The organism is Streptomyces sp. BHT-5-2 (assembly GCF_019774615.1).
Classification (GTDB): Bacteria; Actinomycetota; Actinomycetes; order Streptomycetales; family Streptomycetaceae; genus Streptomyces.
The window spans coordinates 814,768-835,112 of record NZ_CP081497.1; the positions used below are offsets into that span (position 1 = coordinate 814,768).

General features: G+C 72.2%; 16 protein-coding genes and 1 pseudogene. 10 read left to right on the forward strand and 7 right to left on the reverse strand.

All coding sequences use genetic code 11. From position 1 onward, the window contains the following. Positions 1-21 precede the first annotated feature (21 nt). On the reverse strand, positions 22-1,122 hold the full coding sequence (locus K2224_RS31590) for a M20 family metallopeptidase (RefSeq protein ID WP_221910604.1): 1,101 nt from the start codon (positions 1,120-1,122) through the stop codon (positions 22-24). Between the two features lie 484 nt (positions 1,123-1,606). Here K2224_RS31590 and K2224_RS31595 point away from each other — a divergent pair, with 484 nt between their 5' ends. Genes K2224_RS31595 through K2224_RS31615 form a run of 5 tightly spaced genes read left to right on the forward strand, consistent with a single transcriptional unit; the run spans position 1,607 to position 9,297 of the window. After that, positions 1,607-2,932, forward strand: coding sequence for a phenylacetate--CoA ligase family protein (locus K2224_RS31595; protein ID WP_221910605.1), 1,326 nt, complete (start codon positions 1,607-1,609; stop codon positions 2,930-2,932). Beyond that, positions 2,929-4,272: an MFS transporter gene (locus K2224_RS31600; RefSeq protein ID WP_221910606.1), complete on the forward strand. Its 1,344-nt coding sequence runs from the start codon at positions 2,929-2,931 to the stop codon at positions 4,270-4,272. The genes K2224_RS31595 and K2224_RS31600 overlap by 4 nt, the downstream gene beginning before the upstream one ends. Next, positions 4,269-5,534 (forward strand): GNAT family N-acetyltransferase, encoded by a 1,266-nt coding sequence (locus tag K2224_RS41475; protein ID WP_221910607.1) that lies wholly within the window; start codon positions 4,269-4,271, stop codon positions 5,532-5,534. The genes K2224_RS31600 and K2224_RS41475 overlap by 4 nt, the downstream gene beginning before the upstream one ends. Then, positions 5,531-6,697 carry an acyl-protein synthase gene (locus K2224_RS31610; RefSeq protein ID WP_221910608.1) on the forward strand — a complete coding sequence of 389 codons (1,167 nt, stop codon included), beginning with the start codon at positions 5,531-5,533 and terminating at the stop codon, positions 6,695-6,697. Before K2224_RS41475 ends, K2224_RS31610 begins: the two co-directional genes overlap by 4 nt. Beyond that, the gene (locus K2224_RS31615) at positions 6,694-9,297 is read left to right on the forward strand and encodes an acyl-CoA reductase (protein WP_221910609.1); all 2,604 of its coding nucleotides are present in this window, start codon (positions 6,694-6,696) and stop codon (positions 9,295-9,297) included. Before K2224_RS31610 ends, K2224_RS31615 begins: the two co-directional genes overlap by 4 nt. A gap of 76 nt (positions 9,298-9,373) precedes the next feature. Here the strand turns inward: K2224_RS31615 and K2224_RS31620 are convergent, their stop codons facing one another. Further along, positions 9,374-10,279 carry a trypsin-like serine protease gene (locus K2224_RS31620; RefSeq protein ID WP_260693592.1) on the reverse strand — a complete coding sequence of 302 codons (906 nt, stop codon included), beginning with the start codon at positions 10,277-10,279 and terminating at the stop codon, positions 9,374-9,376. A 255-nt stretch (positions 10,280-10,534) separates the two neighbouring features. Here K2224_RS31620 and K2224_RS31625 point away from each other — a divergent pair, with 255 nt between their 5' ends. Then, on the forward strand, positions 10,535-11,146 hold the full coding sequence (locus K2224_RS31625; protein WP_221910610.1) for a TetR/AcrR family transcriptional regulator: 612 nt from the start codon (positions 10,535-10,537) through the stop codon (positions 11,144-11,146). Positions 11,147-11,150: 4 nt separating this feature from the next. Then, complete coding sequence (locus tag K2224_RS31630; RefSeq protein ID WP_221910611.1) at positions 11,151-12,353, forward strand: GDSL-type esterase/lipase family protein; 1,203 nt, start codon at positions 11,151-11,153, stop codon at positions 12,351-12,353. Positions 12,354-12,465: 112 nt separating this feature from the next. Here the strand turns inward: K2224_RS31630 and K2224_RS31635 are convergent, their stop codons facing one another. Further along, on the reverse strand, positions 12,466-13,350 hold the full coding sequence (locus K2224_RS31635) for an aminoglycoside phosphotransferase family protein (protein ID WP_221912069.1): 885 nt from the start codon (positions 13,348-13,350) through the stop codon (positions 12,466-12,468). A 42-nt stretch (positions 13,351-13,392) separates the two neighbouring features. Between K2224_RS31635 and K2224_RS31640 the strand changes: the two are divergent. Beyond that, positions 13,393-13,626, forward strand: a pseudogene (locus K2224_RS31640) (DUF1330 domain-containing protein); the annotation flags it as partial. Between the two features lie 17 nt (positions 13,627-13,643). Here the strand turns inward: K2224_RS31640 and K2224_RS31645 are convergent. The 3 genes from K2224_RS31645 to K2224_RS31655 all read right to left on the reverse strand — a co-directional run bounded on the left by K2224_RS31645 (position 13,644) and on the right by K2224_RS31655 (position 16,604). After that, positions 13,644-15,008 carry a histidine-type phosphatase gene (locus K2224_RS31645; RefSeq protein ID WP_399020599.1) on the reverse strand — a complete coding sequence of 455 codons (1,365 nt, stop codon included), beginning with the start codon at positions 15,006-15,008 and terminating at the stop codon, positions 13,644-13,646. A 167-nt stretch (positions 15,009-15,175) separates the two neighbouring features. Then, positions 15,176-15,493, reverse strand: a complete 318-nt coding sequence (locus K2224_RS31650) for a hypothetical protein (protein ID WP_260693593.1) — start codon at positions 15,491-15,493, stop codon at positions 15,176-15,178. Between the two features lie 154 nt (positions 15,494-15,647). Continuing rightward, a complete protein-coding gene (locus K2224_RS31655; RefSeq protein WP_221910613.1) occupies positions 15,648-16,604 on the reverse strand; it encodes a GlxA family transcriptional regulator in 957 nt (318 codons plus the stop codon). Between the two features lie 69 nt (positions 16,605-16,673). On the opposite strand from K2224_RS31655, the gene K2224_RS31660 reads away from it, so the two are divergent. Then, positions 16,674-17,651, forward strand: coding sequence for an NADP-dependent oxidoreductase (locus tag K2224_RS31660; RefSeq protein ID WP_221910614.1), 978 nt, complete (start codon positions 16,674-16,676; stop codon positions 17,649-17,651). A gap of 77 nt (positions 17,652-17,728) precedes the next feature. Then, a complete protein-coding gene (locus tag K2224_RS31665) occupies positions 17,729-18,736 on the forward strand; it encodes an NADP-dependent oxidoreductase (protein WP_221910615.1) in 1,008 nt (335 codons plus the stop codon). A 40-nt stretch (positions 18,737-18,776) separates the two neighbouring features. On the opposite strand, the gene K2224_RS31670 is transcribed toward K2224_RS31665, so the two are convergent. Further along, the gene (locus K2224_RS31670) at positions 18,777-20,288 is read right to left on the reverse strand and encodes a cellulase family glycosylhydrolase (protein ID WP_221910616.1); all 1,512 of its coding nucleotides are present in this window, start codon (positions 20,286-20,288) and stop codon (positions 18,777-18,779) included. Positions 20,289-20,345 lie beyond the last annotated feature (57 nt).

The window sequence follows — 20,345 nt, forward strand, 5'->3', positions numbered from 1 at the left end:
TGACCCGCCCCACTTGGCGGATCAGGCGCCGCGGATCGCGTCCACCAGTCCGGCGACCAGTGCCGCCCGCTCGGCCATGGTGTCGACGAGCAGGTACTCGTGGTCGGCGTGGGCGCCGCCGCCGACCGCCCCCAGGCCGTCGAGCGTCGGCACGCCCAGTGCGGCCGTGAAGTTGCCGTCGCTGCCGCCGCCGACCGCCCGGCCTTCGATGCCGGGCAGCAGCCGCTGCGCCATGGCGAACAGCTCGGTCGAAGCCGACTCGGGCATCGGCGGGCGGCCGACGGATCCCTCGACGGTGATCCGCGCCCCGTCGAGATGCGGAGCCAGCGTCGCGAAGGCGGACTCGATGCGCTCCTTCTCGTCGGCCGACTCGACCCGGACGTCGACGACGACGGTGGCCTCGGCGGGCACCACGTTGTCCAGGGTGCCCGCGGAGGCGACGGTCGGCGTGACCGTCGTGCCGATCTCCGGCCGCCCCAGCGCGGCGATGTCCAGCACCTGATGGGCCGCCTCGACCAGTGCGTTGATGCCGGCCGCGGGCTCCAGACCGGCGTGCGAGGCCCGGCCCGCGACGGAGACCACGAACGTGCCGCAGCCCTTGCGCCCGGTCTTGAGGCCGCCGCCGTCCGCGGCCCCCTCGAACACCAGCACCGCGCCGCAGGCCCGGGCGCGTTCCTCGATGAGGGCCCGGGAGGAGCGGGAGCCCACCTCCTCGTCCGCGGTCACCAGGATCTCGACGCCCGACCGGTCCGCCAGTGACGCCAGACCGTGCACGGCCTGAACCAGTCCGCCGAGCATGTCGAAGACCCCGGGGCCGGTCGCCCGCCCGTCCGCCACCTTGAACGGGCGGCGAGCGAGGGTGCCGAGCGGGAACACCGTGTCATGGTGACCCAGGATCAGTACCCGGGGAGTGCCGCCGCCGGACCAGCGGACGTGCGGCCCGGCCGCACTCCCCACCAACTCGGCCCGCCCGCCGAGGCGGTTCTCGATGACGCCGGCGACGGCCTCGGCCGATGCCGTCAGGGCGTCCGCATCGCGCGAGGGGGACTCGACTTCCACGAGCGTCCTGAGGTCGTCGAGCATCGCTTCGACGCTCGCGCCGGGGGTGTTGTGCATCGTCATGGGGCGAGGGTATCCGGCCGCGGCGGTGCCGCCCCGCCCGCCGATTATCGGCGCAGCGCGAAGGCTTCGAAGAGAGCGGGAAGCGGCCGCGGAGAGTCCAGGAAGTAGCCGGGAAGAGTCCAGGAAGTGGCCGGAGCGAAGAGCCCGGGGAGCGGCGACCGGAGAAGTCTCGTAATCGCGGCTCGTTCGTGCCGGAAATCCGAGTGGTGAGGTAGGTCACCGCATTCAAAAGGAACCAGTTGGGTGTGTAGGCCATCGAGTGTGTCGGTGATGGCTAAAAATGGTCTTTGCGGACGCTACGCTGGTAACCCGGCGCTTCGTTCATGACATACCATCACGGATCGAAGTGCCCAGCGCGATGACGCTCTCGGGAACGACCCTGACCGGGTTTTCCCGAGTCCACCGCTGTTGACCCCTACACCGAGAACTGGTGCCGCACACCCCGCGGTACCGGTCCTTCAGAGTGCCAAAAAACAGGAAAACAATGCCCGTTCAACAATTGACGGATCTCATACGCTTCGTGCGTCACAACTCACACTTCTATCGGGATCTCTACGCCGGTCTTCCCGATGACGTGGACGAGCTGACGGCCTTGCCGGTCGTCCCGCACGACGCATTCTGGCGAGCCAACACTCCCCGCCGGAACAGCCTTTTGACCGGGCCGCTCGACGAGGCCGTGGTTTTCAAGAGCGGCGGCACGACCGGTGCACCGAAGTTCTCCGTCTATACCCGTGAGGAATGGCGGGAATTCACCTCCGCCTTCGGTGCCGGACTCGTCGCCGCCGGGCTCCGTCCCGGACACCGGGTCGCGGACCTCTTCTACGCCGGCGAGCTCTATGCCAGCTTCACCTTCGTCCTGGACTCCCTCCACCGGGCACCCGTCGGGAACGTCCGGCTGCCGATCGGCGGCGGCGCGCCGCTCGCCTCGACCGTGCACACCCTGGAGGAATTCGACGTCGACGTGATCGCCGGCACCACGACGACGCTCTGCGGCCTCGCGGACCACCTCGTGCGGGAGGGCCGTCAACTTCCCGGCGTGCAGATCCTGTTCTTCGGCGGCGAGGGGCTGTTCGAGGACCAGCGACCGCTGTTGCGCAAGGCGTTCCCGCACGCACAGGCCCGCTCCATCGGCTACGCCGGCGTCGACTCCGGGCTCCTCGGACAGGCGGTACCGGGCGCCGACGCCCGCATCCACCGCGCGTTCACGCCGTACACCGTCGTCGAGATCCTCGACGAGCACACCGGCGAGCCGCTGACCCGCGAGGGCGTGGCCGGCCGCGTCGTCGTCACGGACCTGCGCCGGCGGCTGATGCCGATCATCCGCTACCCCGTGGGCGACCGGGCCGAGTGGACCGACGTGGCACAGGGGCACTTCCGCATCCTCGGCCGGGCCGAGGAAGGCGTACGGATCGGCGCGATGTCGCTCTACACCCAGGACGTGCACGACCTGGTGCGGGCCGCCGACCCGACCGACCGGGTGATCGGTGTGCAGCTCGTCGTCCGCCGCTGGGACGGCCGGGACGGACTGGCACTGCGACTGGCCGTGGCCGAGGGCCCGGCGGACGGGCAGCCGCCCACCGGCCGGGACATCCGCACCGCCGACGTCGACGAGCTGGATTCCAGCGGGCTCGGGCACCTCGCGTCCGCCATCGCCAAGGAGATCGACGCGGCCCGCCCGATGTACGCCACGGAGGTCGAGGCCGGGCACATCCACCCGCTCCGCGTGGAGTGGGTCCGGCACGACGAACTGTCCGTCAACCCGCGCACCGGCAAGCTGCTGCGGGTCATCGACGAACGGCCGCACTCATGACCGTGAACCCGACCCCGCGCCGTCTTCCCGTCGTCCTGCGCAACCCGGCCTTCGGCGCCGTCTGGGCCGCCCAGGTGCTCACCCAGGCAGCCGGCCGGATGTTCCAGGTGGGCGTGGTGTGGTGGCTGGTCGGCCACGCCGTCGGCGGCGAGGGCGACCGCGGCCTGGCCTCGGGGGTGTTCCTCGCGGTCAGCACCCTGCCCGCGGTGGCGCTCGCCCCGCTGGTCGCCACCGTCATCGCCCGCTGTTCGCACCGTACGGTGCTGGCGTCCACGGCCGCCGTGGCGGGCCTGGTCGCCGCCGTCACCGCCGGATGGACCTCGCTCGCCTCGCCGCCCGCCGTCGTGGCCTACGGGGCCGCGCTGCTGCTCGCGGGCTGCCAGGCACTCTTCGACCCCTGCCTGACCACCTCCGTCCCCGAACTCGTCGACGACGCCGACATCGAGTCCGCGACCGGCTTCGAACTCGCCACCCAGTCCCTGGCCGGCTTGGCCGGCGGACTGCTCGGACCGCTGGTGGTGGACGCCTGGGACCTGACGGGCATCGTCGCCGGATGCGCCGGCGCATACCTCGTCGCCGCCCTGCTGGTGTCCGTCACCCGCTTCCCCCGCAGCGCCGCAGCGACGGGGGACGACGGCGCGGCGGCACCGTCCGGTACCGCCCCGCCCCGGCGGACACTGCGTCAGATCCTCGCCGACCACCCCTTCATCCGACGGGTACTGCTCTGCTTCGCCGCGGTGAACCTCTTCAGCACCGCGCTCTATGTCGTCATGCCCCTCTACACGCGGTCGGTGCTGCACGCGAACGGTTCCACGGCGGCCGCCCTGGAGACGGCACTGGGCATCGGCACCCTCCTCGGGTCCTTCACCGGCGCCCGGATACCGGGCTCGCCCACGGCCGTCGGCGGCGCCTGCCTGGCAGTGATGGCCGCGGCCCTCGCGACGCCCGGCCTGCTCGCGGACCGGGCCGCGATCGTCGGCGCGCTGATCGTCGCGGGCTGGTGCGTGGGGACCATCGGCGTACGGTTCGTCGCGCTCTTCCAGCGACTGGTCCCGGCCGCCGACAAGCCGGGCTTCTTCGCCATGATGCAGGCGCTGCTCGGCGCCACCTTCCCGCTGTCCTCGCTGCTGTTCGGCGCACTCGGCGACCACCTGTCGCCGCGCGTCCTGTGCGTCCTCCAGGCCGTCGGACTGGCCCCGCTCGCCGTGGCCCTGTGGTGGGCCGGACGCCACCCGGACGCCCCGACCGGCGCCGCCCACGAGTCCGGCCCGGCCGCCTCCGACGCCGCCCCGGCCACGGTTTCCGCCGCCGGCACCGCGCCCCTGGAGGAGGTCCGATGACCACCACCCTCCGCCCCGCCGCGCCCCACGACATCGCCGAACTCCGGCAGTTGTACTTCGAGGTGTACGGCCACGGCTATCCGGTCGCCCTGGGCAGCGACCCCACCGAGATGCACCGGCTGATCACCGACCCGCACAGCCACTGGCTCGTCGCGCGCCGCGCGGACACCGGTGAACTGGTCGGTTCCGTGGTCGTGCAGACCGATCCGGGCAACCGCCTGGGCAAGCTCGTCGGCCTTGCCGTCCACCCGGAACACCGGGGCGGCGGACTGGCCGGCCGGCTGACCGGCGCGGTCACCGCCGACGCCTTCGCCACCGGCGCCCTGGACTCCATCCACACCACCGTCCGCCTGGTCACCCAGGCCCCGCAACGCGTCGTCGCCCGCAACGGCTACCGCCCACTGGGCCTGCTGCCCAACGCCGCCGACGTGTCCGGCTGCGAGACGCTGGCCCTGTTCGCCTGCTACGCCGAGGGCGTCCTCGAACGCCGTGAGCAGGTGACCGCCGTGCCCCGGGAACTGCTGCCCCTGCTGGGAGCGGCCGAGGAGAGCATCGGCATCCCGTACACCGGGACGCTCGCCCTCCCCGCTCCCGTCCCCGACACCGATCGCCCACTGCCCCAGATGGGCGGTATCGGCAGCACCGGCGGCACCGGCGGCACCGCACTGGCCGAAGCACCCCCGGGGACGCTGCTGACCGCACCCGCGGTCACCCACGCCGAGCCCCGCACCCGCCCCCGTACCCGGACCCCCATGGAGGTCATCACCGCCCCCGGCTTCGTCCGCCGGCGGTTCCGTGAGCTCTTCCCGGACCCCGCGGGCGCCTACTCGCCGCTCCGCACCCCGAACACGGTGCTGGCGTCGCCGGACGGCGAGTTCGAGATCTACGCGGACCTCGACCGGGCGGCCGGCAGCTGCGCCCTGGTCGCGGTGCACCCGCACCCGTGGGCCGCCACCGGGGCCCTCGACTCGCTCATGACGGTGCTCGGCCGCGCCGGCGCCGACTACGTCGAGACGCTGGTGCCGCTCTCCGACACCGCCGGGCTGTACGCCTTCCTGGCCTCCGGCTTCGTCCCCAGCGCCGGCTACCCGGCCATGCGCCGGGTCGGCGACCGCTTCCACGACTACGTCCTCCTCTCCCGCACCGACCGTCAGATCGACTTCCGCAGCACGGCCGTCGGCCCGCTGGTCCGGCCGTACCAGAGCGCCTACCTGACCGCCTGGGCGTCGATCTACCTGCCCCCGCACGAGGTTGTCCGATGAACCCGCATCTCGCCCCCGTCGAGGTCCCCGACCCGACGGCCCTGGCCCACGTCCAACGCCTCTGCGACCTCCCGTCGCCCTACACCGCGGGCCCCGAGGCGGACGCACTGTTCGAGGCCGCGATGGCCGAGGCCAACGCCTGGCACGCCGAGCGCTCCCCGCTCTTCCGCGCCCTGCTCGCCGACTCCCCGGAGGTCCCGGCCCCCACCGTCGGCCCGCACACCCGCACCCCGCTCCTCCACGCCAACTTCTTCAAGCGCCACGAGGTGCTCTCCATCCCCCGCGACGAGGTCTTCCTGCACCTGACCTCCTCCGGCACCACCGGGCAGAAGTCGCAGATGTTCTACGACCGGTGGACCATCCGCTCCGCCCAGCGCATGGTCGCCCGCATCTTCGACCACTACGGCTGGATCACCCCCGACCAGTCCGTCAACTACCTCCTCTACAGCTACGAGCCCGCCCCGCAGCTCCGCCTGGGCACCTCGTTCACCGACAACTACCTGTGCGACTTCGCACCGGCCCACCACACCACCCACGCCCTGCGGCACACCGGAAGCGGCCACGCCTTCGACGTGCACGGCTGCATCGACGCCCTGCGCCGCTACGCCGAGGACGGCCGCCCGGTCCGCATCCTCGGCTTCCCGGCCTTCCTCCACTTCACCCTGGAGCGGATGCGCGCCACCGGCGTCCCGCCGCTCCAGCTCCCGCCGGGCTCCCTGGTCGTCCTCGGCGGCGGCTGGAAGGGCCACGCCGACCGGCAGATCGCCAAGGCGGACTTCTACGACGAGGTCACCCAGCAGCTCGGCATCCCCTCGGACCGCATCCGGGACACCTACGGCTCCGTCGAACACTGCGTGCCGTACGTCGAGTGCAGCCACCACCGACTGCACCTCCCGGTCTGGTCCCGCGCCGCCGTACGGGACACCCGCACCCTGCGGCCCCTGCCGTACGGCCGGCCCGGCTACCTCCACCTCGTCTCGCCGTACATCACCTCCGTCCCCGCCCACAGCGTCGTCATGGGCGACCTGGCCTCCCTGCACCCCGGGGACGACTGCGCCTGCGCGCTGTCCACACCGTGGTTCACCATCCACGGCCGCGCCGGGGTGAGCCGCAACCGCAGCTGCGCGGTGGCCGCCGCCGAACTCCTGAAGGGAATGTCATGACCAATCAACTCCACTTCTGGCAGGGCGAGTTCATCGACGACGCCGAAGCGGCCGAACGCCTCGCGCAGCTGCCTTCCCTGGTCGAACGCACCCTGGCCGAACCGCTCTCCACCGAAACGGTCCTGGTCGCCTGCGACACCCTCAGCCGGGCCCTGCACCAGCCGCACGGCGACGTCCACGCCCGCCTCATGGACCACCTCGCCGGCACCGCGGACGGACCCGACCGGGCCGAAGCCGGCGCCCTCCTCGCCGAACTCGCCGACGCCCTCGCCCGGCCGGCCCTGGAACGCAAACTCCGCCGCGAACTCGGTGGACCGCGCCCGGAGCGGTTCACCCGCCCCGACGCCCGCGAGACGATCTACGAGGCATGGGCCCCGGTCGGCCTGCTCGTCCACATCGCCCCCGGCAACGCCGCCGGGGTCGCCCCCCTGAGCGTGGTCGAGGGCCTGCTCGCGGGCAACGTCAACGTGCTCAAGACCAGCAGCGGCGACACCGCGCTGCCCCAGCACCTGCTCGCCGAACTCGCCGCCGCCGATCCGACGGGCGCCGTCGGCCGCCGGATCGTCGCCCTGCGCTTCCCCTCCAGCCGCCAGGACCTGATGCGGGCGATGTGCGCACCGGCCGACGCGGTGGCCGTATGGGGCGGCGAGGGCGCCGTGGAAGGCGTCGCCGCCCTCGTTCCGCCCGGGTGCCGGCTCGTCGAATGGGGCCACAAGATCTCGTTCGCCTATCTGACCCGCGAGACCTGGACGGACCGGACCGCCCTCACCGCGCTCGCCACCGATGTCTGCCGAGCCGAGCAACAGGCATGCTCCAGCCCGCAGGTCGTCTATCTCGACCTCGACGACGGTGCGGGCCTCGACACCGGCATCGGCGCCGAGGCCCGGGGCGAACTCTTCGCCTTCGCCGAGCAGTTCGCCGCCGTCCTGGACGAGGTCTCCGCGAAGACCCCGCGCCCGGAGGAGCCTGCGGAGGGCGGCGGAACCGACCTGACCGCCGCGGCCGAACACGCCGAACTCACCACCACCGAAATGGTCGCCCGAGCCGAGCAGCACCTCGGCCTGACCAAGGTCATCACCGCGGACGACGGCAGCTGGCGGGTCATCGCCGACACCCGCCCCGCTCTGGCCGCCTCTCCCCTCCACCGCAGCGTCTGGATCAAGCCGTTGCCGCGCCGGGAGATCGTCGCGACCCTGCGGCCGATGCGCCGCTACCTCCAGACCGCCGCGGTGGGCGGCGACCGCGCCGACGTCGCCCAGCTCTCCCGCACGCTGATCACCGCGGGCGTCCAGCGGATCACTCCGCTCGGCGCCATGCTCGACAGCTACCACGGCGAGCCCCACGACGGCGTCTACGCCCTGCAGCGCTACAGCCGGCGGGTCGACGTCCAGACCACCGGCACCGCGTTCACCACCGTCCCGTGCCTGGACGACCTGATCGCCCCGGCCGCACCGCCCGCCACCCCGACCGGCCCGCTGATGGGCAAGGCGGAGGCCCAGGCCCAACTGCGCTCCCTCGCACCCGAACACGCCCAGCTGTACTTCCGCAGCGGAGGCACCACCGGCACCCCCGCCCTGTCCGTCTTCACCTGCGACGACTACGACACCCAGATGCGCGCCTCGGCACACGGCCTGCTGGCCGCCGGTTTCGACCCGGCCCACGACCGTGCCGCCAACCTCTTCTTCTGCGGAGAGATGTACGGCAGCTTCATCAGTTTCTTCTCCATCCTCGAACGCCTGGGCGCCACCCAGATCCCGATGGCCGCCGGGCCCGACCACGAGGCGATAGCCGAGGCACTGGTCGCCTACCGCGTGGACACCCTGTTCGGGATGCCGTCCTACCTGTGGCAGCTGCTCCACAGTCAGTCCGAGCGGCTGCGCGCCTACGGCGGCATCCGCAAGATCTACTACGGCGGCGAGCACTTCACCGCCGAACAGCGCCGCATCCTCACCGAAACCTTCGGCGTGCAGGTGATCCGCTCCGCCGCCTACGGCAGCACCGACCTCGGCCCGCTGGGCTACCAGTGCGCCCAGGCCCAGGGCACGATCCACCACGTCCTGACCGACCTGCACACCCTGGAGATCCTCGACCCCCGGGAAGACCGACCGGTGTCCCCGGGGCAGCCCGGCAGACTGGTCTTCACCACCCGCACCAGGGCCGGTCAGCACCTGGAGCGCTACGAGATCGGCGACCTGGGCCGGGCCGTCGACGGGGTGTGCCCCTGCGGCAGCCACACCCCGCGCATCGAGCTCCTCGGACGCTACGGCGACGTGTTCCGCATGGGCACCTACCACTTCAACTACCGCCGCTTCACCCAGGTCGCCGAGGAACACCTCGGCTACCGCGGCGAGTTGCAACTCGTGCTGACCAGCACCGCCGACCGCGAACACCTCACCGTCCGCGTCGACGACCACTACGCGCCCGACCCGGAAACGGCCCGCACGGCGCTGCTGGCCCACATCCCCGAACTCGGCTCGGCGGCCGGCCCGGAGGCCCTCCTGACCTGCACCGTCGAAACCCTCCCCGGCGCCGCCTTCGAACGCACCCCGACCAGCGGCAAACTCCGCACGGTCATCGACCGCCGCACGCCGACGTCCTGACGCAACACCGCAACACAGCGGGGGCCGCGACGCGTGTTCGCGGCCCCCGCCCTTCGCCGTGCCCGGCCGTTCTCCGCTACTTCAACGCCCCCACCAGGGCCGGGACATCGGCGAACGCGGCATCGGCCGGCTGCCCGCAGACCTTGCCCGCCGTCTCACCGGCGAAGCTGAACACGCCGACCAGCTCCGGGCCGCGCCGCCCCCGGACGACCAGCGGACTGCCGCTGTCCCCGAAACACATGGTGGTGCGGCCGCCGGGCACGTCGCTGGCGCAGAAGACCGACGCGTCGTCCACGACGGCGGGTGTCTGGGCCGCGCACTGGGCGTGGGTCCGCACCGTGAGGTCACCGCGGCGCAGCACATCGCCGCGGATGTCCCGCTCCGGGTGGGACGGGTCCGGTGCGGCCGTGGTGCCGTGACTGAAGAGGGAGACCCGGGTCCCGGGGGCCGGCCGGCGGTCGGCGACGGGCAGCGGCCGGACGCCCGACACGGGCGAGGCCAGGCGGATCTCGGCGAGGTCGTAGGCCGCCGAGGACAGCTCGGGAGCGTGCGGGTCGACGGGGGAGGGCAGCAGCTCGTACCGCGGGTGCAGGGTGACCGCACGGATCTCGCGCACCGTGCCCGGATCCTTCGAGAGCACCGAGGAACCGATGTGCACCTCGGCCTTGTGGAAGTCCGCACCGTCCAGGCAGTGGGCCGCCGTGAGCACCCGGTCCGGGGCGATGAGCGCCCCGCCGCACGAGGCGCGGTTCGGCAGCGGGCCGTCCCCCTTGACGGCCAGTGTGGCCAGCCACGGTGCCGCGCCGGGCTGCGGCAGCTGTGTCCCACCCGACATCGCCTGTGCCGGACCGGCCGTGCCCAGGGCCGTCGCCACGCTCACCGCCGCCGCACCGACCGCCACCCCCGCACGCACCCGACGGCCGTGCCCGGCCCTCCGTCGCCGTCCCGCCCCGCCCAGCGCACGCGCTGCTTCGCCACTCATACCGCTCCGTACCTCTCGTATACCGGTCGCATGCCGGATGACCGCTTCGGTCCATCGATCGCTTCGAGCCATCGATCTCTTCTCAACCGCCGAACGTAGTACGTGAGTTGAATACCGTCGTCAGACCAAGGTCGCGTCCGACGTCATCCTGTGGGCTCATCCGGCCCGGTTCGTTGCGCCTGATCACGGAGGAGTGGGCTTGCCTAAAGGCTTTAGGCAAGTGCATAATCATTTCAGGTAAAGGAAGGGGAGGGTATGGCAGCGCGTGTAGGGCTGACCGTGGAGCGTCTGACCAGGGCGGCGGCGGAGCTGGCCGACGAGGTGGGCTTCGACCAGGTGACCGTCTCGGCGCTGGCCAGGCGGTTCGACGTCAAGGTCGCGAGCCTCTACTCGCACCTGAAGAACTCCCAAGACCTCAAGACCCGGATAGCGCTGCTGGCACTGGAGGAGCTCGCCGACCGGGCGGCGGACGCCCTGGCCGGCCGGGCCGGCAAGGACGCCCTCGCCGCCTTCGCGAACGTCTACCGCGACTACGCCCGGGAGCACCCCGGCCGCTACGCCGCCGCGCAGTTCCGGCTCGACCCGGAGACCGCGGCCGCCAGCGCCGGCGGCCGGCACGCCCAGATGACGCGGGCGATCCTGCGCGGCTACGACCTGACCGAGCCGGACCAGACCCATGCGGTTCGGCTGCTGGGCAGCGTCTTCCACGGCTACGTCAGCCTGGAGATGGGCGGCGGGTTCAGCCACAGCGCCCCCGACAGCCAGGAATCGTGGTCCCGCGTCGTGGACGCCCTGGACGCCCTCCTGCGGAACTGGCCCGCACCTCCCATGCCTCCCGCACCTCCCACCTCTCGATCGACAGGCTGAGGCGATGAACACCGAGCACCACCACCGGGCCACCACCCCCATCACCACTCCCATCACCACCCCCATCACCGCCGACATCCTGCGCGGCGCCCTCGACCTGGAGCGCACCGAGCACGGACTGCTGCCGCACCGGCTGCCCGCACGGGCCCGCGCCCAGTGCGCCGACAGGCAGCTCGCCATGGCCGAGTCCCAACCCTCCGGCGTACGCCTGGTGTTCCGCACCCGCGCCACCGTCGTCGAACTGGAGACCCGCCCCACCAAGCGCGTCTACCTCGGGCTCCCGCCCCGCCCGGACGGCCGCTACGACCTGCTGGTCGACGGCCGCCCGGCCGGCCAGGCAAGCGTGTCCGGCGGCAACACCCTGACCCTCGACATGACCACCGGCGCCGCCCGGCACGAGTCCGGGCCGACCGGCACCCTCCGCTTCACCGACCTGCCCGACCGCGTCAAGCAGATCGAGATCTGGCTGCCGCACGACGAGACCACCGAACTCGTCGCCCTGCGCACCGACGCCCCGGTCGAGCCCGTACCGGACCAGGGGCGCAAGGTCTGGCTGCACCACGGCAGTTCGATCAGCCACGGCTCCGACGCGGCCAGTCCCAGCACCACCTGGCCGGCGCTCGCCGCCTCCCTCGGCGGTGTGGAACTGATCAACCTGGGCCTGGGCGGCAGCGCCCTGCTCGACCCGTTCACCGCCCGCGCCCTGCGCGACACCCCGGCCGACCTGATCAGCGTCAAGATCGGCATCAACGTGGTCAACGCCGACCTGATGCGCCTGCGTGCCTTCGCCCCCGCCGTCCACGGCTTCCTCGACACCATCCGCGAAGGCCACCCCACCGCACCGCTGCTGGTCGTCTCGCCGATCCTGTGTCCCATCCACGAAGACACCCCCGGCCCCAGCGCGCCCGACCTCACCGCCCTCGGTGCCGGCCGGCTGCGGTTCCGGGCGGCGGGCGATCCGGCGGAGCGCGCGAGCGGCAAGCTGACCCTCAACGTCATCCGGGACGAACTCCACCGGATCGTCCAGCAGCGGGCGGCCGACGACCCCCGTCTCCACTACCTCGACGGCCGGGAGCTCTACGGCGCCGCCGACGCCGCCGAACTCCCGCTGCCCGACGAGCTGCACCCCGACGCCGCCACCCACCGCCGCATCGGCGAACGCTTCGCCAAGGCGGCCTTCACCCCCGACGGCCCCTTCGCCGGATAGCGCCGCCGCCTGCCGGTCACCCGCCCGCCTACCGGTCGCCCGGCCGCGAGCCACTCATCCATCCGGCGACTCATGCATCCGGTGACCCCTCATGCATCCGTCGCCCGACAGGTCAGTGGTCCGCCAGCACCGCCCGGATCACCTGCCGGGCGGTGCCGGCCATCGCCGGGTTCGTCGTCCGGTAGTACGGCAGCGCGATCAGTGCCTGGGAGAGCGCCCGCGCCCGGCCGCGCCGCCAGGTCGCGTCGTCCACGCCGAGCGCCGTGCGGAAGACCTCCCTGGCATCGGCCGGCAGCAGATTCCACGCCGGGAGCAGATCACAGGCCGGATCGCCCACCCCCAGGCACCCGAAGTCGATCACCGAGGTCAGTCTGCCGCCCGCCACCAGCAGATTGCCCGGCATCAGATCGGCGTGCAGCCACACCGGCGTACCGTCCCAGCCGGGAGCCCGCAGTGCGTCGTCCCATACGGCGGCCACGGCGGCACAGTCCACACCCTCCTCCGGGATACCGCGCAGCGCCTCGATCGCCGCCCGGGTCTCCACGTCGAGCGAGGCGACCGGCCCCCCGCGGTGGGCCTGCGGCGCACCCGGCAGGGTGATGCTCCGCAGCGCCGCCACGAACCCGGCCAGATCCCGGGCCAGCGCCCCGGGCTCGGCCAGCTCGCCTGCCCGCGGATTCTCCCCGGGCAGCCACCGGCACACCGACCACGGCCACGGATACCCCTCCGCGGGCTCCCCGGCCCCCAGCACCTCGGGAACCGCCCGGGGAAGCAGGGGCGCCAGACGCGGCAGCCACTCCCGCTCCCGCAGCACATCGCCGGCACCCCCCGCCACCATCGGCAGCCGCACCACCATCTCGTCGCCCAGCCGGAACATGGCGTTGACCGTCCCGCCCGAGGCAATCCGTACCACCGGCAGCCCGGCCCACCGCGGAAACCGGCCGTCGACCAGCCGTCGTACGAGACCGGCGTCGACGGGGTGCATGTCCGGATGCATCTGGCCGTTGCTCATGCGCGTCATCCGATCGCCCAACACCACGTGCGTCAAACGCATTTCACGCCCCGAAGACCTCACAAGTCATCGCCACCACCCGCCCCGCATCCGGAGATCGCCGAGTACATCGAGCGCATCACCGGCACCTTCGAGCCGTTCGGCGGCCGCTTCCTGGTGCACGCCACCCAGCACGAGGTGAAAGAAGGTGCCTGGCCCGGACATGTCGTGGTGATCGGCTGCGCCGGGATCGCTGAGGCACGGGCCTGGTGGGACTCACCTCGGACCGGTCCTAGCCGTCACTTCCGGCCGAAGCAGCGTTCCAACTCCTCCAGGTCGTAGAAGTGACTGCCCTCGGCGACGGGCCGGCAGCCTGCCTTGAACGCGGTCTCCTTCTCGTTGTAGAGCATGCGCACCAGGTAGGTGCCGCCCTTGCGGAACACGTCCCACTGGATGTTCGCGGCCAGCGGAGCCACGGACGCGCCGCGCCAGGGGTTGTCGGCGTAGGTGTAGGGATGTGCGGGCGCCGCGGGCCGGGTGCTGCCGGGCAGTCCCATCAGCGCGGCGAGCGGGACGATCTCCTCGGCGTGGGTGAAGCGCAGTTCGGCGCCGCGCCGGCTGGTGCCGTCACGCCTGGCCTCGACCTGCTGGAAGAAGTCGTCGAGGAGGACCCCGGCCATCTTGTAGGTGATGTCGCTGTCGGCGAAGCTCGGGCCCTTCTCGTAGAACTCCTCGGCGTCGTCGACATATCCGAGCCAGTCGGCGTCGCGCGGCGGCAGGTACCGGTCCAGGTGCCAGCCGCGGCCGTGCGGGCTCTCCGCTTTCATCGCCGGTGCGATGCTGTACAGGTTGTGGACGGCCTCGGCGGCGGTGACGTCGTCGCCGAGGGACGAGAACTCCCCGTCCACGATGCGCTGTACGAACGCCGGCCGGAAGATCCTCGCCAGTACCCGTCGGGCGGAACTGCGGGTGGCGGGCTGGTCGGTGATGCGCTTCAGGGTGCTCGCCAGGCGCTGATCGTGGGCGAGCCAGTACCGGTAGGCGGCGCCGCCGGCCGACTTGTGGAAGTAGAGCAGGTCCTTGTCCGTGCGGGCGGGCCCGATGTGCGGTTTCAGGGCCGGGTCGGCCTGGGCGAGGGCGTCGGCATAGATCGTTCCGCTGTCGACGGCCCGGCCCTGCCCGGAACTGACGACGTCGATCGACTCGCCGTCCTTGGCGATCGTCCTGAGCAGCTGTGGCAGCCGCCGCGCCATCCGCACGGCCGTGCCGCGCAGCTCCTGCGCACCGCGCCCGCTCAGCCTGCCGTAGCCGACCTTCTCCATGGCGGCCAGCAGTGCGCGCACATCCGGCCCGAAGTCCCGCCCGAGAGAGGTGAGTTGACCATCCTTTCGGGCCCGCTCCCACAGCCCCAGGACGAGGGCGCCGTCCGCGCTGTCGGTGGCGGTCCGGGAGCCGTGCCGCGAGACGTTCTCGGTGAACACGGGCACAAAGCCCCTGGGGGCCCGCTGATAGTCCCGCGGATGCTGCGCGGGCTCGTACGGCGCCTTGGTGCTGTAGCTGTAGCGGTGGGCGTCGTCGACACCGTTCCCGGCATGGGCGGCGGGCACGGAGGCGGTCAACAGCGTCCAGGAAGCGACCAGGGTGACGGCTGCGCTACGTCTCATGCGCCGCATCATTTCAGCCGGACGTGAACGCGGCGTGGCCGAGCGCCGACGGTGATGCATGCCCAACGCCCCGTCCGGATCTCCTCAGTGGCAGGCCGGTCCGGCGCCGGGCGATCTGAACGGGGCGTTGGGGGGAGGCGCGGGGGGCGCCTCGGGTGGTGGGCTTCCTAGCGCGGGTTGAAGATGACGCTGGCGAAGTGGGTGCCGGACGGTGCGGCCTTGCCCGGCGCCAGGCGCGTCGCCTTTCCCGTGCAGCGCTTGCCGGCGTAGACGGCCAGCGGCTGCTTGGTGTTGTTGCGCGGGCCGCGTGCCTCCTGGCTCATGTTGAGGCACTTGCTGTTGGGCGGGTTCTGGAGGAAGTACGACTGGCCCTTGGGCCCCATCCATGCGAACTTCCCGTTCGAGGCGAGCGCCGTGCCGGCGGGCAGCGCCAGGGCCAGCGCAATACTGCTGAGACCGATTGTAATCGGGTGGAACAGACGCATCAGGTGCCTTTCATGAGCAGAGGTAACGAATGACACCAGGACCAACGGCCGAGCCGACGGGAGGAAACGGCCTGGACCACAGCCGAAGCCATGGGGAGAGGAGTGGGGCCGGTGACTCGCTCGGGGCCGCGCTCACGCCGGATGCGGCACGTCGTCAGGCGTACGCCCGGTCGTCCGTGCTCATGCGGAAGGTGCGCCGATAGGCCAACGGTGCGACGCCGAGGGAGGCGTGGAAATGCTGGCGAAGGGACGTCCCCGTCGCGAAGCCGACCCGGCCCGCGATGTGGTCGACGGACAGCTCACTGGACTCCAGCAACTGCCTGGCGCGCTCCACCCGCTGGGCGATGAGCCAGCGGCCGGGGCTCATGCCCACCTCGCTGCCGAACCTGCGGGCGAAGGTGCGGCGACTCATCCGGGCGTGCTCGGCGAGAGTGTCCAGCGTCAGCGGCAGGTGGAGGTTCTCCAGCGCCCAGTGCCTGGTGGGCGCGGTGCCTGTCGTCGTCGGGTCGGGGACCGGCGCTTCGATGTACTGTGCCTGGCCACCGTCGCGCCACGGCGGCACCACGCAGAGCCGGGCCACGCGGTTCGCCGCCGCGCTGCCGTGATCCGCCCGGACGATGTGCAGGCAGACGTCCACCCCCGATGCGGCCCCGGCCGACGTCAGGATGTCGCCGTCGTCGACGAACAGCACATCCGGATCGAGTGACACCCGGGGGAACAGCGCACGGAAGTGGTCGGCCAGCTGCCAGTGGGTGGTCGCCCGGCGGCCGTCCAGCAGACCAGCCGCGGCCAGTACGAACGCGCCGGTGCAGATCGACACGATCCGGGTGCCCGGCCGGATCAGTGTCAGCGCTTCGAGGACCGACCGGGGGAGCGGCGGCGTGGTCAGCGCCAGGTCGTACGGCGGGATCACCACCGTGTCCGCCGTGCGCAGCGCCTCGGGGCCGTGCTCGACCGTGATCGTGAAGTCGGCGCACGTCCGCACGGGGCCGCCGTCCGCCGAGCACGTCAACACCTCGTATCGGCTCCCGGCGCTGTCGAAGATCCGCTTGGGGATGCCGAGTTCGAACGGGTACACGCCGTCCAGCGCCAGGACCACCACACGATGCATGGCATGATTCTATCGGATATTGGCTATCGTGCCATTTCGCTCGCGGGCCGGCGACGGCAGCCTGGGGGCATGACAACAGACACCACACCCACCACAGTTCCCACCACCCGCGCGATCAGCCAGGACGTCCTGGGCGGGCCGGAGGTCCTGCGGGAGGTCGAACTTCCCCGCCCGGAGCCCGGTCCGGGCCAGCTGCTCATCCGCGTCCACGCGGCCGGCCTCAACCCGACAGACTGGATCCACCGCGCCACCCCCGGCCTGCTGCTGCCCGAGCCCCCGTTCGTCCTGGGCTGGGACGTCTCCGGAGTGGTCGAGGAAGTCGGCCAGGGCGTCACGCTGTTCAAGCCCGGCCACGAGGTCTTCGGCATGCTGCCGTACCCGCACGGCCACGGCTCCCTAGCGACCCATGTCACCGGGCCCGCGAGGGCCTTCGCCCACAAGCCGGCCGGCATCGACCACATCCAGGCAGGGGCCCTCCCGCTGGCCGCGCTCACCGCATGGCAGGCGCTGGTCGACACCGCCGACATCCGGCCCGGGCAACGGGTGCTGATCCACGCCGCCGCGGGCGGAGTCGGGCACCTCGCCGTCCAGATCGCGAAGGCCCGGGGCGCGTACGTCATCGGCACCGCCAGCGCGGCCAAGCACGACCTCTTGCGTGCCCTGGGAGCCGACGAACTGATCGACTACCGCACGGTGGACTTCGCCGAGGCCGTCCGCGACGTCGACGTCGCACTCGACGCCCTGGGCGGCGACCACGGCCCCCGCTCGATGGCCACCCTGCGTCCCGGCGGCCTGTTGGTCACCATCAAGCTCCAGGGACTGGACGTCCGGGAGCTGCGTGCCGAGGCGGCCCGGCGCGGGGTGCGGGTCGAAGCGATGATGGTCGAGGCCGACCACACGGGCATGAAAGCGATTGCCGATCTCGTCGCGTCGGGCAGGCTGAGGGCGCACATAGCCGGGACGTTCCCGCTCGCCGACGCGGCCAAGGCGCACGAGCTGGGAGAAACGGGCCGCACCACGGGCAAATTGGTGATCGCGGTGCCATGACCACCCCGGGGGCGCGATGATCGGGGACGGCCCGGGACACGGGCGCAGGACGAGCAGTGTGGAGAGGGCGGCGCAGAATGACACATCCCGCACAGGAATGGCACCTGGTCGCGCGGCCGGTGGGGCGCCCGAAGCCGGCGGACTTCCGTCTCGTCGAGCGCGAGTTGCGAGCACCGGAGGACGGCGAGGCGGTCGTCCGCAATCGCTTTCTCTCCGTGGACCCGTACATGCGGGTGCTGATGGGCACCGCCCAACCCGGCGTGCCCGTCTACCCGTTGGGGCGACCCATGACGGGTGGGGCGGTCGGTGTGGTCGTGGAGTCGCGGGCCGCCGGCCTGGCCGCGGGAGATCTGGTGCTCGGCGACCTGGGCTGGCGGACCGCCGCGGTCGCCCCGGCCAGGCACTTCACGAGGTTGGAACGGGTACCGGGCGTGCCCGACTCGGCGTTCCTGGGCGTCCTGGGCATGACCGGGTTGAGCGCCTACGTCGGACTGACCCGGATCGCCGAACTGCGGCCGGGCGAGACGGTGTTCGTCTCCGGAGCGGCCGGCGCGGTGGGCAGTCTGGCGGGGCAGATCGCCCGGCTGTGCGGAGCGAAGGCGGTCATCGGCAGCGCCGGATCGGCGGAGAAGGTGGAGTACCTGACGGCCGAACTGGGCTTCACCAGTGCCTTCAACTACAAGGACGGCAATGTGCACCGACAGCTCGCGGACGCCGCCCCGGACGGGATCGAGGTGTACTTCGACAACGTCGGAGGAGACCACCTGGAAGCCGCCATCGACGCCCTCAACCCGGACGGCCGGGCCGCACTGTGCGGTGCCATCTCCGGGTACGACCTGGCCGAACCGCCGCCCGGCCCGCGCAACATGATCGAGCTGGTGAAGAAGCGGCTCACCCTCCGCGGCTTCGAGGTCGGCGACCATATGGCGCTGCGCCCGCGCTTCGTCCAGGACATGGGCGCCTGGCTGGCCGAAGGGAAGATCGGTTTCCGGGAGACCGTGGAGCACGGCATCGCCGGTGCGGTGGACGCCTTCCTCGGCCTGCTGGACGGGCGCAACACCGGGAAGGCCGTGGTCCAGGTCTGAACAGGGGCGGTGCACGGCCTGCGGTATGTCGCCCGGCGCCTCAGCGGGCGTCGGTCGCCGTCACGTGTATCAAAGCCCCGGGCTGCGCGGCCGGGAGCAGCAGTCCTGCCTGGCCGGGGCCGATCACCTTCGCCGCCGGGCCGCCGCCGGTGACGGAGAGCCGGGCGCCGTGCGGGAAGGCGGTGGCGGGGAGGGAGATGACCGTCCAGGCACGGCGGGTGGTGTGGTCGGCGGTCAGGGTGAGCGTGTAGGTGTGGGTGGCCCGGGTGTAGGACTCGGTGCCGGGGAGGCCGGCGACCGCCGGTGCGTAGGGGGCGAAGACCGGCTCCTTGCCAGGGGCGGGGCTGCCGTCGCGGTCGTAGACGCAGTAGCCGCCGCCGCGGTCCGCGCGGCAGTCGTACCACGCCGTCCAGCCCGTGGCGAACCGCTCCATGGACGGTACTTGACGACGTATCATTTCTGCATTGCCGGGGGTGGTGGCCTGGGGCGGGCCCCATTCGCCGACGAGGACCGGCAGCCGGTGGGCGGCGGGGTAGCCGCCGATGGCGGCTTCGTAGCGCTCGATGAAGCGGTCCGCGGGGTCCCAGTCGGCGCCCGACTCGACGGCGGTGTCGTAGTAGTGCGGCGCGTAGCCGATGCGGTCGGTGCCGGGCCGGGGGTCCGTGAAGCCGGGCAGACCGGTGGGGACGCCCTGGCCGACCAGGACGGTGGGTTCGACGAAGAGCCAGGCATCGCGGTCGGCGGAGCGGACGGCGCCGATCAGCCGCCGGTACATGGCCGCCAACCTGCCGCGTTCCAGTGCCGCCGCGGCATCGATCTGGTTCTGGGGATCGGTGGGGTCGCCCGGCACCGGTCCGAACGGCTCGTTGAACAGGTCGTAGCCGAGGAGGGAGCGGTGGCCGCGCAGCACGGACGCGACCTTGGCGTACACGGTCCGCTGGGCGGCGCGCAGATCGGGGTCGTCGTAGAGGTGCCTGAAGGCGGCCTGGACGGCGGGCTGGAAGTAGTCCGCGAACCAGTCGTCCGGGTCGGGCTCGAAGGGCAGACCGTCGGTTCGGGTGGCCCAGGCGGGGATGCCGTTGTGGCCGAACGCCGGGCCGAAGACGTCCTGGTGCCAGTCGATCAGGACCAGGATCCGGTAGCGGTCGGCCCAGTCCAGGACGCGGTCGAGATGGCGCAGATAGCCGGTGTCGTAGCGTCCGCGGTGCGGTTCGGCCTTCTCCCACCGGATGTTGAGCCGCATCAGGTTGAAGCCGTCGCGCGCCAGCTGGGCGACGTGCGCCTCGGCCACCGTGTCGGTCTTGCCGATGTTGAGCCCGCGCAGCCGCAGGACGCGTCCGTACCGGTCGGTGAACAGCGTGCGGCCGTCGGGTGAGGTGACGGTGCCGGTGGGGGAGGGCCTGGCCGTCGCCTGACCGGGCCGGGCATGTGGTGGCCGGGATCGGGCGGCCGGTGCGCGGCTGTCCGCCTGCGCGGCGGGGCCGGTTGCGGGGACGGCGCACAGCAGGGCCGCGCCGAGGGCGAGGGTGAGGGCGGCGCGGCGCGGTCGCATGGTGGCCTCCCGTTGACTGCGGCGGTCGGTGTCGGCGGGTGTTCGCCGACGGGATTC